Annotated in this window: 9 protein-coding genes; 5 read left to right on the top strand and 4 right to left on the bottom strand. The window is 62.2% G+C overall.

Features of this window, described 5'->3' with window-relative positions:
• Positions 1-77 precede the first annotated feature (77 nt).
• The 3 genes from zipA to INT12_RS03230 all read right to left on the bottom strand — a co-directional run bounded on the left by zipA (position 78) and on the right by INT12_RS03230 (position 5,351).
• Positions 78-941 (bottom strand): cell division protein ZipA, encoded by an 864-nt coding sequence (gene zipA / locus INT12_RS03240; protein WP_017845234.1) that lies wholly within the window; start codon positions 939-941, stop codon positions 78-80.
• A gap of 259 nt (positions 942-1,200) precedes the next feature.
• On the bottom strand, positions 1,201-4,689 hold the full coding sequence (smc, locus tag INT12_RS03235) for a chromosome segregation protein SMC (RefSeq protein WP_126585495.1): 3,489 nt from the start codon (positions 4,687-4,689) through the stop codon (positions 1,201-1,203).
• A gap of 2 nt (positions 4,690-4,691) precedes the next feature.
• Positions 4,692-5,351, bottom strand: coding sequence for a GntR family transcriptional regulator (locus INT12_RS03230; protein ID WP_017845232.1), 660 nt, complete (start codon positions 5,349-5,351; stop codon positions 4,692-4,694).
• A gap of 280 nt (positions 5,352-5,631) precedes the next feature.
• On the opposite strand from INT12_RS03230, the gene xdhA reads away from it, so the two are divergent.
• From xdhA to guaD, 4 genes are all read left to right on the top strand, one after another.
• Positions 5,632-7,077, top strand: a complete 1,446-nt coding sequence (gene xdhA, locus INT12_RS03225; protein ID WP_017845231.1) for a xanthine dehydrogenase small subunit — start codon at positions 5,632-5,634, stop codon at positions 7,075-7,077.
• Positions 7,070-9,469 (top strand): xanthine dehydrogenase molybdopterin binding subunit, encoded by a 2,400-nt coding sequence (gene xdhB / locus INT12_RS03220; RefSeq protein WP_193058757.1) that lies wholly within the window; start codon positions 7,070-7,072, stop codon positions 9,467-9,469. Before xdhA ends, xdhB begins: the two co-directional genes overlap by 8 nt.
• 175 nt (positions 9,470-9,644) lie before the next feature.
• A complete protein-coding gene (xdhC, locus tag INT12_RS03215; protein ID WP_017845229.1) occupies positions 9,645-10,484 on the top strand; it encodes a xanthine dehydrogenase accessory protein XdhC in 840 nt (279 codons plus the stop codon).
• A 12-nt stretch (positions 10,485-10,496) separates the two neighbouring features.
• The gene (gene guaD / locus INT12_RS03210) at positions 10,497-11,801 is read left to right on the top strand and encodes a guanine deaminase (protein WP_193039803.1); all 1,305 of its coding nucleotides are present in this window, start codon (positions 10,497-10,499) and stop codon (positions 11,799-11,801) included.
• Positions 11,802-11,929: 128 nt separating this feature from the next.
• On the opposite strand, the gene INT12_RS03205 is transcribed toward guaD, so the two are convergent.
• Entirely contained in the window at positions 11,930-12,694 is a 765-nt protein-coding gene (locus INT12_RS03205; protein ID WP_046382440.1) for a GntR family transcriptional regulator, read from the bottom strand.
• A 226-nt stretch (positions 12,695-12,920) separates the two neighbouring features.
• On the opposite strand from INT12_RS03205, the gene INT12_RS03200 reads away from it, so the two are divergent.
• Positions 12,921-14,111 (top strand): benzoate/H(+) symporter BenE family transporter, encoded by a 1,191-nt coding sequence (locus INT12_RS03200; protein ID WP_046489409.1) that lies wholly within the window; start codon positions 12,921-12,923, stop codon positions 14,109-14,111.
• The last annotated feature ends 11 nt before the right edge of the window (positions 14,112-14,122 follow it).

Below are 14,122 nucleotides of genomic sequence, written 5' to 3'. Positions count from 1 at the left end.
CTCATAAAGCAAAAGAGCAGCCGAAGCTGCTCAAATGTTGGTGCGCTTATTCTATCGACAACGCTTGAGGCCAAACCTCAGCGTTTCTGTGTCAGGGCGCGACGCTCGAACTCGACGATGCGCTGACGGTAGTGTTCGATGGTCTGGGCGGTCAGGACGCTGCGCTGATCGTCCTTCAGTTCGCCGTTGAGCTCCTGGGACAGTTTGCGCGCTGCGGCAACCATCACGTCGAAGGCCTGTTTCGGATGACGCGGACCCGGCAGGCCGAGGAAGAAGCTCACCGCCGGGGTGCTGAACAGGTCGATATCGTCCAGGTCGAAGGTGCCCGGCTTGACCGCGTTGGCCATCGAGAACAGCACTTCGCCATTACCGGCCATGCTTTCGTGGCGGTGGAAGATATCCATCTCGCCAAAGCGCAGGCCGCTTTCCAGGATGTTCTGCAACAGTGCCGGGCCCTTGAAGCCAGCGGCGTCGCGGCAGATCACGCTGATCACCAGGACTTCTTCGGCGGCCGGCTGATCGTTCACCGACTGGCGCGGCGCACTCTTGGCCGGGCTCTCGTCAGGGAAATCGTCATCGCGGCTGCTGAAGCTCGGGCCGTCGTCCACGCCCAGGTTCAGGTCGCCCTGATGCGGCTCGGCGGCGGCGGCACTGCCACGTTTGCCACGCTTGGAGGACGGCTCGCGGGCTTCGCGCACAGGGGCGCTCATGGACGGCAAGTCATGTTCGTCCAGTTGCGGTTCCTTGTGGGTATCCAGCACACGGGGCGGCCCCAGCAGCTCGGCGCTGCCGTCGTCGTCGGGCAAGTTGGACAGGTTGCGGTCCAGACGGAACTTGAGCTTGCCCTTGCCGCCGCGCATACGGCGCCAGCCATCAAAAAGAATACCGGCAATGACAATAATGCCGATGACGATCAGCCACTCGCGCAGACCGATTTCCATGTAATCCCGTGCCTCTAATAAAAAATGCTGAAAAATAAGGGGTTTAGCACCGTGCAAACCGCTTTAAAACGTGGCGCCAACTCTATGTTCTGACTGACGTTTTGCCCACGCATACGAAAAATTGACATTAAACTAGCACGACCAAAGATAACTTTACACCGTCTGTCAAAATGCCTTGAACAAATATGCCAATTTGCCACTTTCGTCAGACCGGTAAACCGCCCTACATCGCGCTGATAATCTTCGCTGCCGGCATGGCTCAGGAATCCACCATCGCCATCGCCTCTTCGACATCCACCGCCACCAATCGCGAACAGCCCGGCTCGTGCATCGTCACCCCCATCAACTGATCCGCCATTTCCATGGCGATCTTGTTGTGGGTGATATAGATGAACTGCACGGTCTGGGACATCTCTTTGACCAGGCGTGCGTAACGTCCAACGTTAGCGTCATCCAGTGGCGCGTCAACTTCATCGAGCATGCAGAACGGCGCCGGGTTCAACTTGAAGATGGCAAACACCAGGGCCAATGCGGTCAGGGCTTTTTCGCCGCCGGACAACAAATGGATGGTGCTGTTCTTCTTGCCCGGAGGCCGCGCCATGATCGTTACCCCTGTATCGAGTAGATCTTCGCCCGTCAGTTCCAAGTAAGCGCTGCCGCCACCGAAAACTTTTGGGAATAACGCCTGTAAACCGCCGTTAATCTGATCAAAGGTATCTTTGAAGCGGTTGCGGGTTTCCTTGTCGATCTTGCGGATCACGTTTTCCAGGGTGTCCAGGGCTTCCACCAGATCGGCGTCCTGAGCATCCAGATAACGTTTACGCTCGGACTGTTGCTGGTATTCGTCGATGGCGGCGAGGTTGATCGCACCGAGTCGCTGGATACGCGCGGCAATCCGCTCAAGTTCTTCTTCGGCGTCTTTCTCGTTGGCCTGGGCGGTCAGGGTGTTGAGCACGCCGTGCAGGTCGTAGCCGTCTTCGAGCAGTTGGTCCTGCAGGGTTTTGCGGCGCACGGTCAGGGCTTGCCATTCCATGCGCTGTTGTTCGAGCTGGCCGCGAATCAGTTGGGATTGCTGCTCGGCCTGGGTGCGGCGTTTTTCCGCGTCGCGCAGTTCGCGGTCGGCGTCTTCCAGGGCGATTTGTGCGGTCTTGAGTTCTTCGTCGACGGTCATGCGCTTGTCGAGCAGCTCTTCGAGCTTGAGCCGCAACTCTTCCAGGGGCGCTTCACCCTCCTCCAGGTTGAGGCTCAGTTGCTCACGCTTTTCGGTCAGGCGCTCGGACTGCATCTCCAGGCGCTCCAGGGCCTGGCGCGTGGAATCGTGCTGGGCGCGCAGGGAGCCGAGGCGCACCGCCAACTGGTGGGCGTGGTCCTTGTGCTGGCGCGCTTCCTGGCGGACCCGGTCGAGGCGTTCGCGCAGGCTGTCGCGCTGGGCCAGCAGCAATTCGCGCTGCTCGGTGTCGACGGCCATGCTGTCGAGGGCTTCCTGCAATTGCAGGCGCGCCTCGCCGATCTGTTCGTGTTCGAGGGCGCGCTGCTCGCCCATCTCGGCCACTTCTTCGTCGAGGCGTGTGCGGCGCAGGGTCAGTTGCTCGACCTTGGCCTTGCTCGCCGACAACTGGGCTTTCAATTCGCCCTGCTGGCGCGCTTCGTCCTGCAACAGGCGGCGCAGGTGTTCGCGGCCGGTCTCTTGCTGGCGCTGGGTGGCGCGCAGGGTCTGCAGTTCGGTTTCCAGGCTTTCCAGGGTGGCTTCGCGCTCTTCACGCTCGGCGATCAGCTTGACGATTTCCTGGCCACGGGCCAATACGCCACTTTCCGCCTCACTGGCGCGGCGCACCCGCAGGAAGTGGCGGCCGACCCAATAGCCGTCGCGGCTGATCAGGCTTTCGCCGGCGCCCAGTTGACCGCGCTGGGCCAGCGCCTGCTCCAGGGATTCCACCGGTTTGACCTGGCCCAGCCACGGCGCCAGGTCAAGCGCGGCCTCGACTTTATCCAGCAGGCTGCCCGGCACACGCGCGCCATCGGCGGCGGGGCTGAGCAAGCGCAGATCGCCCTGGGCAAAACCGGCCAGGTCGAAGCCGGCAAAATCATCCACCAGCACCGCTTGCAGGTCGGCGCCGAGCACGGTTTCCACCGCCAGTTCCCAACCGGCCTCGACCTTCAAGCCCTCCGCCAGACGCGGGCGTTCGGCCAAGTGCTGGTCACGCAGCCATTCGGCGGTGCCGGTGCCAGGGTCCAACGCGGCCTGCTGCAAGGCTTCGAGGGACGCCAGGCGCCCGTTGAGCCGCTGCAGATCGCCCTGGGCCTGTTGCTGGGCCTGGGTCGCCTGTTGCAGTTGCTGACGCAATTGCTCCAGGCGCTCCACTTGCTGTTCTTCGCTGGCTTCCAGCTCTTCGAGGGTCATTTCGCTTTCGGCGAGTTGCTCGCTCAGCTCCAGGATCGCCGCGTCTTCCGGGTCGGCGGCGAGCAGCACACGCTCTTCCTGCAAGCGACGCTGGCGCTCGGCCAGGCGCTCCATGCTGGTTTCCAGTTGCTGGATGCGCGACTGCTGCACCTCAGCCTGGCGGCGCGGTTCGGCGGAGCGCAGGTTGAAGGTGTCCCACTGCTCCTGCCAACCGTGCATGGTGGTCTCGGATTCTTCCAGGGTGGCGGCAGCTTCTTCGGCAGCGGCGCTGGTGACTTCCTGTTCGGGGGTGAGCATGTCCAGCTCTTCGCCGAGGGTCAGCAGCAAGGTGCGGTCGTGGCCGAGGTGGGACTCGGTCTCCAGGCGCGCGCGCTCGGCTTCCTTCAGATCGTCCTGCAACTGGCGCAGACGTTGCTGGCCGTGCTGGATGCTCTGCTCGACCCGGGCGATGTCGCCGCCCACCGAATAGAAGCGGCCCTGCACCAGATTGAAGCGCTCGGACAGATCATGATGCCCGTCGCGCAGGCGCTCGATGCTGGCGTCGGCGTTGCGTTGTTCGGCCACCAGGGCTTCGAAGCTGATTTCCTGGGTGCCGATGATCGCTTCGCGCTGGCCGACCTGATCGTTCAGCGCCTGCCAGCGCAAGGCCGACAGTTGTGCCTTGAGCTGACGTTCTTCGCCCTTGTATTCCTGATACTTCTCGGCGGCCTGGGCCTGACGGTGCAGGCGCTCCAACTGGCGCTCCAGCTCTTCGCGCAGGTCGGTCAGGCGGGCGAGGTTTTCATGGGTGCGGCGGATACGGTTTTCGGTCTCGCGACGGCGTTCCTTGTACTTGGAGATGCCGGCAGCTTCTTCGATAAAGTTACGCAGGTCTTCGGGCTTGGCTTCGATCAGCTTGGAGATCATGCCCTGTTCGATGATCGAGTAGCTGCGCGGGCCAAGGCCGGTGCCGAGGAAGATATCGGTGATGTCCCGACGGCGACACTTGGTGCCGTTGAGGAAGTAACTGTTCTGGCTGTCGCGCGTCACTTTGCGGCGGATGGAAATTTCCGCGTAGGCCGCGTATTCGCCGACCAGGGTGCCGTCAGAGTTATCGAACACCAGTTCGATGCTGGCCTGGCTCACCGGCTTGCGGCTGGTGGAGCCGTTGAAGATGACGTCGGTCATCGACTCGCCACGCAAGTTTTTTGCCGAGCTCTCGCCCATCACCCAGCGCACGGCATCGATGATGTTCGACTTGCCGCAGCCATTGGGCCCGACCACCGCCGCCATGTTACTGGGGAAGTTCACCGTGGTCGGGTCGACGAAGGATTTGAACCCCGCCAGTTTGATGCACTTGAGCCGCACGCTTAGGCGTCCGCCAACGCAGCGATCACCAGCGAGCAACTGCGCTGGCCGTAGGCCGACAGCACCAGGCGAATCTGCGGCAAGTCACGGGCGAGCACGGCGGCGAGCAATTGCTCGAACAGCGCGAGGTATTCGCTCATGGAGGCCTTGCGTTGATCCAGGGCCAGGTAATAGGCGCGGTTCATCGCCGGCTGCAGGTTCTCGACGGTTTCCTGCAAATACGGATTGTTGGCGAAGGGGTACGCGGCACGCATCACATTGAAGCTTTCTGCGACGAAGGCGCGGATGTCCTGGCGTTCGAAATTGCTCACCAGGCGCTGCTGGATCTGCACGAACGGCGCCATGTCGGCCTGGGTCTGCCAGCCCTGCGCCACCGCATTGCCGAGCAGGATGTACAGCTCGGCCATCAACGTACACAGGCTCTGCACCTTGTGCGCGGTGAGTTCGGTGACGTGGGCGCCACGGCGCGGCAGGATCGCGATCAGGTGGCGACGTTCGAGGATCAGCAAGGCTTCACGCACGGAGCCGCGGCTGACGTTGAGTGCCAGCGTAACCTTCTGTTCCTGGATCCGTTCCCCAGGCTTGAGATCGCCGCGAATGATACGTTCGGCGAGGTGGTGAGCGATTTGCTCGGCGAGACTGTCCGGCGCCTTGAACGTCATGTTTTCCCTTCAAAATCTTCTATCGATACAAGCGCGCCAGTGTAGCGCAAATGCCCGCTGATGGCGCTCGGCCCACCTTCAAGAATTTGGCATGAAATAAGCAACGATGAACCGCCAGAAGCCCCCAAAAACGCCGGTTCCAGAAGACTGGACCATAATTGATAGGGTTGTGACCGCACTTTCTTGACCTTTAGGTCAGAAAATCATTGACCGAAAAGTCAGACATGACTAGATTCGGCGCAAAGCGGTTAACAACAATAATGAGTCTGCGAGGCCTTCCGTGATCCAGTTTTTACTTAACCAGGAACTCCGTAGCGAGCACGCCCTGGACCCCAACCTGACCGTGCTCAACTACCTGCGCGAGCATGTGGGCAAACCCGGCACCAAGGAAGGCTGTGCCAGCGGCGATTGCGGCGCCTGCACCGTGGTGGTTGGCGAACTGCACAGCGACGAGCAGGGCGAGCGGATTCGCTATCGCAGCCTGAATGCGTGCCTGACGTTCGTGTCGTCGTTGCACGGCAAACAGTTGATCAGCGTCGAAGACCTCAAGCACCAGGGCCAACTGCACAGCGTGCAACAGGCGATGGTGGAGTGCCACGGTTCGCAATGCGGCTTCTGCACCCCCGGTTTTGTGATGTCGTTGTTCGCCCTGCAAAAAAACAGCGACGCGCCCGACCGCGACAAAGCCCATGAAGCCCTGGCCGGCAACCTGTGCCGCTGCACCGGCTATCGCCCGATCCTCGCCGCCGCCGAACAGGCCTGCTGCAACAAACCCCAGGATCAGTTCGACAGCCGCGAGGCCCAGACCATCGCCCGCCTCAAGGCCATCGCGCCGACGCACACCGCTGAACTCAACAGCGGTGACAAACGCTGCCTGGTGCCGCTGACCGTCGCCGACCTGGCCGACCTCTACGACGCCTACCCCCAAGCCCGCCTGCTGGCCGGTGGCACCGACCTGGCGCTGGAAGTCACGCAGTTCCACCGCACGCTGCCGGTGATGATCTACGTCGGCAATATCGACGAGATGAAGCGCATCGAGACGTTCGACGATCGCCTGGAAATCGGCGCCGCCGCCGCCCTCTCCGATTGCTACACCGCGCTGCGCCACGAATACCCGGACTTCGGCGAACTGCTGCAGCGCTTCGCCTCCCTGCAAATCCGCAACCAGGGCACCCTGGGCGGCAACATCGGCAACGCCTCGCCGATCGGCGATTCGCCGCCGCTGCTGATCGCCCTCGGCGCGCAGATCGTGCTGTGCAAGGGCAACGTCCGTCGCACCCTGGCGCTGGAAGATTACTTCATCGACTACCGCGTCACCGCACGCCAGGACAGCGAGTTCATCGAGAAGATCATCGTGCCCAAGGGCCACACGCGGTTCCGGGCGTACAAGGTATCCAAGCGCCTGGACGACGATATTTCCGCGGTGTGCGCGGCGTTCAACCTGAAGATCGACGACGGTGTGATCAGCGACGCCCGCGTCGCCTTCGGCGGTATGGCCGCCACGCCCAAACGCGCACAGCACTGCGAAACCGTGCTGATCGGCGCGCCCTGGAATGCCGCCACCGTGGAGCACGCCTGCGCCGCCCTGGCCGAGGATTTCACCCCGCTGTCGGACTTTCGCGCCAGCAAGGAATACCGCCTGCTCAGCGCGCAGAACCTGCTGCGCAAATATTTCATCGAGCTGCAAACGCCGCACATCGAAACTCGGGTGACCGCCTATGTCTAACCATCACGCGGTGGCAAAAACCCAGGCCGAACTGGCCGAGCTGTTTTCTCAGGACCTGACCTCCGGCGTCGGCCGCAGCGTCAAGCACGACAGCGCCGCCAAGCACGTATCCGGCGAAGCGCAGTACATCGACGACCGCCTGGAATTCCCCAACCAGTTGCACCTGTATGCGCGCCTGTCCGACCGCGCCCACGCCAAAATCCTCAACATCGATACCGCGCCCTGCTACGCCTTCGACGGCGTGCGTATCGTCATCACCCACGAAGACGTGCCGGGGCTCAAAGACATCGGCCCGCTGCTGCCGGGTGATCCGCTGTTGGCCATCGACACCGTGCAGTTCGTCGGCCAGGTGGTGCTGGCCGTGGCCGCCCGCGACCTGGAAACCGCGCGTAAAGCGGCGCTGGCCGCAGTGATCGAATACGAAGACCTGGAGCCGGTGCTGGACGTGGTCGAGGCCTACCGCAACCAGCATTTCGTGCTGGACAGCCACACCCATCAACGCGGCGATTCGGCGACAGCGCTGACGGCCGCGAAGCATCGCATCCAGGGCACGCTGCATATCGGAGGCCAGGAACACTTCTACCTGGAAACCCAGATTTCCTCGGTGATGCCCACCGAAGACGGCGGCATGATCGTCTACTGCTCCACGCAAAACCCCACCGAGGTGCAGAAGCTGGTGGCCGAAGTGCTCGACGTGTCGATGAACAAGATCGTCGTCGACATGCGCCGCATGGGCGGCGGTTTCGGCGGCAAGGAGACTCAGGCCGCCAGCCCGGCGTGCCTGTGTGCGGTGGTCGCGCGCCTTACCGGGCAGCCGACCAAGATGCGTCTGCCGCGCGTCGAAGACATGCTGATGACCGGCAAGCGCCACCCCTTCTATATCGAATACGACGTCGGCTTCGACGACAGCGGGCGCTTGCACGGCATCCAGCTGGAGCTGGCGGGTAACTGCGGCTGTTCGCCAGACCTGTCGAACTCGATTGTCGACCGCGCCATGTTCCACGCCGACAACGCGTATTACCTGGGCGATGCCACGGTCAACGGCCATCGCTGCAAGACCAACACCGCGTCCAACACCGCGTACCGCGGCTTCGGCGGCCCGCAAGGGATGGTCGCCATCGAAGAAGTCATGGACGCCATCGCCCGTCATCTGGCCCTCGACCCGTTGGCGGTGCGCAAGGCCAACTATTACGGCAAGACCGAGCGCAACGTCACCCACTACTATCAGACCGTCGAGCACAACCTGCTCGAAGAGATGACCGCCGAGCTTGAGGCCAGCAGCCAATACGCCGAGCGCCGCGAAGCGATCCGCCGCTACAACGCGCACAGCCCGATCCTGAAAAAAGGCCTGGCGCTGACCCCGGTAAAATTCGGCATTTCCTTCACCGCCAGCTTCCTCAACCAGGCCGGCGCGCTGATCCATATCTACACCGATGGCAGCATTTACCTGAACCACGGCGGCACCGAGATGGGCCAGGGCTTGAACACCAAGGTCGCGCAAGTGGTGGCCGAGGTGTTCCAGGTGGACATCGACCGTGTGCAGATCACCGCCACCAACACCGACAAGGTGCCCAACACCTCGCCGACCGCCGCCTCCAGCGGTGCCGACCTGAACGGCAAGGCCGCGCAGAACGCCGCCGAAACCATCAAGCAACGCCTGGTGGAATTTGCCGCGCGCCACTACGCGGTGAGCGAAGCGGACGTGGCATTCCACAACGGCCATGTGCGCGTGCGCGAGCAGATCCTGAGCTTTGAAAGCCTGATCCAGCAGGCGTATTTCGCCCAGGTGTCGTTGTCGAGCACCGGCTTCTACAAGACCCCGAAAATCTTCTACGACCGCAGCCAGGCGCGCGGTCGGCCGTTCTACTACTTCGCGTTCGGCGCGGCCTGCTGCGAAGTGATCGTCGACACCCTGACCGGCGAATACAAGATGCTGCGCACCGACATCCTCCACGACGTCGGCGCTTCGCTGAACCCGGCCATCGACACTGGCCAGGTCGAAGGCGGCTTTATCCAGGGCATGGGCTGGCTGACCATGGAAGAGCTGGTGTGGAACGACAAGGGCAAGCTGATGACGAACGGTCCGGCCAGCTACAAGATCCCGGCCGTGGCCGACATGCCCTTGGATTTGCGCGTGAAGCTGGTGGAAAACCGTAAGAACCCGGAAGACACGGTGTTCCATTCCAAGGCCGTGGGTGAGCCGCCGTTCATGCTCGGGATTGCCTCGTGGTGCGCGATCAAGGATGCGGTGGCGAGCCTGGGTGACTATCGCCACCAGCCGAACATCGATGCGCCGGCGACGCCTGAGCGGGTGTTGTGGGGCTGTGAGCAGATGCGGCAGTTGGCTGCTGCGAAGGCGGTTGAGGCTGAAACCGAGATGGCTTCGCTGTAAATCGAGGTGCTGCCATCGGGGGCAAGCCCCCTCCCACATTTTTCACCTGTGAATACATTCAAGTATGGGAAGGGGCTTGCCCCTCCCACATTTTTGATCTGTGAATACATTCAAGTGTGGGAGGGTGCTTGCCCCCGATGACGGTAGAACTGACAACAGAAATGTTGAGGTAGACATGAACAACTGGATCAGCGCCCTCGCCAACCTGCAAAACCAGGGCGAACCCTGCGTACTGGTGACAATCATCGAAGAGCTCGGCTCCACGCCGCGCAATGCCGGTTCGAAGATGGTCATCAGTGCCGCACACACGTTCGACACCATCGGCGGCGGGCACCTGGAATACAAAGCGATGCAGATCGCCCGCGACATGCTCGCCCGCGGCCAGCAACACACCCATCTGGAGCGCTTCAGCCTCGGCGCGAGCCTGGGCCAGTGCTGCGGCGGCGCGACCGTGCTGCTGTTCGAACCCATGGGCCAGGTGCAGGCACAGATCGCCGTATTTGGCGCCGGCCACGTCGGCCGCGCCCTGGTGCCGTTGCTGGCGAGCCTGCCGTGCCGGGTGCGCTGGATCGATTCGCGCGAGCAGGAGTTCCCGGAACACATCCCACCGGGCGTGCGCAAAATCGTCAGCGAAGAACCGGTCGACGAAATTGCCGACCTGCCCGCGGGCAGTTACTGCATCGTGATGACCCACAATCACGCGCTGGACCTGGAACTCAGCGCCGCCCTGCTCAAGCGCAATGACTTTGCCTACTTCGGCCTGATCGGTTCAAAGACCAAGCGCGTCAAGTTCGAGCACCGCCTGCGGGATCGCGGCGTCGACGCCGCACAACTGCAACGCATGCGCTGTCCCATGGGCCTTAGCGAGGTGAAGGGCAAATTGCCGGTGGAAATCGCCATCTCCATCGCCGGCGAAATCATCGCCACCTATAACGCCCATTTCGGCCAACACACCGCGAGCGCCGAACCCATTGCCCAACTGCTGCCGGCTTCGCGTCGCAGCCAAGCTATCTAAATTGAGATCACCATGCCTTCGACTCGCAAAGCCTACCGCGCCGCCATCCTGCACAGCCTCGCCGACCCCGCTGAAGTGGGGATCGAGGCGTCCTATGAGTATTTCGAAGACGGCCTGCTGGTCATCGACAACGGCCAGATCAGCGCCCTGGGCCACGCCCACGACCTGCTGCCGCACCTGCCCGCCGAGGTCGAAATCACCCACTACCAGGACGCGCTGATCACCCCCGGGCTGATCGATACGCATATCCACCTGCCGCAAACCGGCATGGTCGGCGCTTATGGCGAACAGCTGCTGGACTGGCTCAACACCTACACCTTCCCCTGCGAACGCCAGTTCGCCGACAAGGCCCATGCCGAGGACGTCGCGGAGATTTTCATCAAGGAACTGCTGCGCAACGGCACCACCACCGCGCTGGTGTTCGGCAGCGTGCATCCGCAATCGGTGCAGGCATTCTTCGAGGCCGCCGAAAAACTCGACCTGCGCATGATCGCCGGCAAGGTGATGATGGACCGCAACGCCCCCGACTACCTGACCGACACCGCCGAATCCGGCTACCAGGAGAGCAAGGCGCTGATCGAACGCTGGCACGGCAAGGGCCGCCTGCACTATGCGGTGACGCCGCGCTTCGCACCCACCAGCACGCCGCAGCAATTGGCGCTGGCCGGGCAACTGCTGGGCGAATACCCCGACCTGTACATGCAGACGCACATCAGTGAGAACAAGCAGGAAGTCGAGTGGGTCAACGAGCTGTTCCCCGAGCGCAGCGGCTACCTGGATGTGTACGACCACTACCAGCTATTGGGCGAACGCTCGGTGTTTGCCCACGGCGTGCATCTGTGCGATGACGAATGCGCGCGGTTGGCGCAGACCGGCTCGGCAGTCGCATTCTGCCCGACCTCGAACCTGTTCCTCGGCAGCGGGCTGTTCAACCTGCCGATGGCCGAGAAGCACAAACTCAACGTGGGCCTGGGCACTGACGTCGGCGGCGGCACCAGCTTCTCGTTGCTGCAGACGTTGAACGAAGCCTACAAGGTCATGCAACTGCAAGGCGCGCGACTGAGCCCGTTCAAGTCGCTGTACCTGGCCACCCTGGGCGGTGCGCGGGCGTTGCGGTTGGAGGACAAGATCGGCACGTTGCAGCCGGGTACCGATGCGGACTTCCTGGTGCTGGATTACAACGCCACGCCACTGCTCAGCTATCGCATGAAGCAGGCCAAGGACATTGCCGAGAGGTTGTTTGTATTGATGACGTTGGGGGATGACCGGGCGGTGTTGCAGACCTATGCGGCCGGCAATTTAGTCCACCAACGCTAATTTCAGATATGCCACAAACCCAAATGTGGGAGGGGGCTTGCCCCCGATTGCAGTGGTTCAGTCAAAGCATCCAGTGACTGATACACCACAATCGGGGGCAAGCCCCCTCCCACATTTTTTGATCGGGCTTAGAGTTTGACCGACGAACGCCCCGGCTTCTTGCTCTGCAACAAATGCGAGAACACCGCATGCAAATCATCCGACGCGCTTTCCTCGTCGAGGTTGAGCTTGCTGTCGATATGATCCATGTGATGCATCATCAAATTCACTGCCAGCGCCGCGTCCCGAGCTTCGATCGCATCGATCAACTGGCTGTGTTCATCGTAGGAACAGTGCGAGCGGTTGCCGCTTTCGTACTGCGCGATGATCAATGAGGTCTGGGACACCAGGCTGCGCTGGAAGCTGATCAGCGGCGCGTTTTTTGCCGCTTCGGCCAGCTTCAGATGGAACTCGCCGGAAAGGCGGATACCGGCACCGCGATCGCCGCGGGAGAAGCTGTCGCGTTCGTCGTTGACCATCTGCCGCAGCTCGGCCAACTGCTCCGCCGTGGCGTGCTGCACCGCCAGTTCCGTGATCGCCCGCTCGACCAGGCGCCGGGCCAGGAACACCTGGCGCGCTTCTTCGACACTCGGGCTGGCCACTACCGCACCGCGATTGGGCCGCAGCAGTACCACGCCTTCATGGGCCAGGCGCGACAGCGCGCGGCGAATGATGGTGCGGCTCACGCCAAAGATTTCGCCGAGTGCCTCTTCGCTCAATTTGGTACCGGGTGCCAGGCGTTGTTCGAGAATCGCCTCGAAGATATGCGCGTAGACGATATCGTCCTGGGTTCCGCTGCGGCCGGTCTTGCTGGCTCGCGGTTGTTTCTTGAGAGGTTGCAACTGTTCGTTCATGGGCACTCGGATCGGGAGAACGGCGGCGAATTAACGGTAATACGGCAACAAAGAGGCGCTGGCAAGTATCAGCTAAAATCAGCGCACATTGTACACAACCCCATGCGCCAACACACTGTACGGCTGTTTGCGAGCCCGGCTGTACTGCAATGAGTCGTTACGTTTGAGTTTAGGCTTGAATCTGCGCCTTCACTGGCAAACTCCCAGGTAAAAGGAACACCTCGCCATGACCGACGCCACCCAAGCGCCCTTGCGCCCACTGGCCGACACTTCTCCCTCGGCCATCGTCGCCGGTTTCATCGCCATGATGACCGGCTATACCAGCTCCCTGGTGCTCATGTTCCAGGCCGGCCAAGCCGCCGGTTTGACCAGCGCGCAGATTTCCTCGTGGATCTGGGCGATTTCCATCGGCATGGCGGTGTGCAGCATCGGCCTGTCCCTGCGCTACCGCACACCGATCACCATTGCCTGGTCGACACCCGGCGCAGCGCTGTTGATCACCAGCCTCGGTGGCGTCAGTTACGGCGAAGCCATCGGCGCCTACATCACCTGCGCGGTGCTGGTGACGCTCTGCGGGCTGACCGGCAGCTTCGAAAAACTGGTCAGACGCATTCCGGCGTCGCTGGCGGCGGCGTTGCTGGCGGGGATTCTGTTCAAGATCGGCAGCGAGATTTTCGTCGCCGCGCAGCATCGCACCGGCCTGGTGCTGGGGATGTTTTTCACCTACTTGCTCATCAAACGCCTGTCGCCGCGGTATGCGGTGCTCGCCGCGCTGGTGATCGGCAGCGTGCTGTCCGGGCTGATGGGGCTCCTGGATTTCAGCGGTTTTCACCTGGAAGTGGCAACCCCGGTCTGGACCACGCCGCACTTCTCGCTGGCGGCGACCATCAGCATCGGCATCCCGCTGTTCGTGGTGGCGATGACCTCGCAGAACATGCCGGGCGTCGCAGTGTTGCGCGCCGATGGCTACAACGTGCCAGCATCGCCGCTGATCACCGCCACCGGCCTGGCCTCGCTGGTGCTGGCGCCGTTCGGCTCCCACGGCATCAACCTGGCGGCAATCAGTGCGGCGATCTGCACCGGGCCCCACGCCCATGAAGACCGTAACAAGCGCTACACGGCGGCAGTCTGGTGCGGCGTGTTCTACGGCATTGCCGGGGTGTTCGGCGCCACATTGGCGGCCTTGTTCGCAGCATTGCCCAAGGAACTGGTGCTGTCGATTGCGGCGTTGGCGTTGTTTGGCTCGATCATCAATGGCTTGAGCATCGCCATGAATGAGCCGAAGGAACGGGAAGCGGCGCTGATCACCTTTATGGTCACCGCGTCAGGCTTGACGTTGTTTTCCATCGGGTCGGCGTTCTGGGGGATCGTGGCGGGGGTGTTGACGCTGCTGATTCTGAACTGGCGCAAGGCATAAAAAAACGGCGA

The organism is Pseudomonas sp. K8 (assembly GCF_014889455.1).
Lineage (GTDB): Bacteria > Pseudomonadota > Gammaproteobacteria > Pseudomonadales > Pseudomonadaceae > Aquipseudomonas > Aquipseudomonas veronii.
This window is presented reverse-complemented; position numbering and strand designations above follow the sequence as displayed.

Bases quoted from the DNA above. Each gene is read 5' to 3' on its own strand.
- INT12_RS03200 (WP_046489409.1), top strand. From the start codon at position 12,921: ATGACCGACGCCACCCAAGCGCCCTTGCGCCCACTGGCCGACACTTCT.
- INT12_RS03230 (WP_017845232.1), bottom strand. From the start codon at position 5,351: ATGACGTTCAAGGCGCCGGACAGTCTCGCCGAGCAAATCGCTCACCAC.
- guaD (WP_193039803.1), top strand. From the start codon at position 10,497: ATGCCTTCGACTCGCAAAGCCTACCGCGCCGCCATCCTGCACAGCCTC.
- INT12_RS03205 (WP_046382440.1), bottom strand. From the start codon at position 12,694: ATGAACGAACAGTTGCAACCTCTCAAGAAACAACCGCGAGCCAGCAAG.
- xdhB (WP_193058757.1), top strand. From the start codon at position 7,070: ATGTCTAACCATCACGCGGTGGCAAAAACCCAGGCCGAACTGGCCGAG.
- zipA (WP_017845234.1), bottom strand. From the start codon at position 941: ATGGAAATCGGTCTGCGCGAGTGGCTGATCGTCATCGGCATTATTGTC.
- xdhC (WP_017845229.1), top strand. From the start codon at position 9,645: ATGAACAACTGGATCAGCGCCCTCGCCAACCTGCAAAACCAGGGCGAA.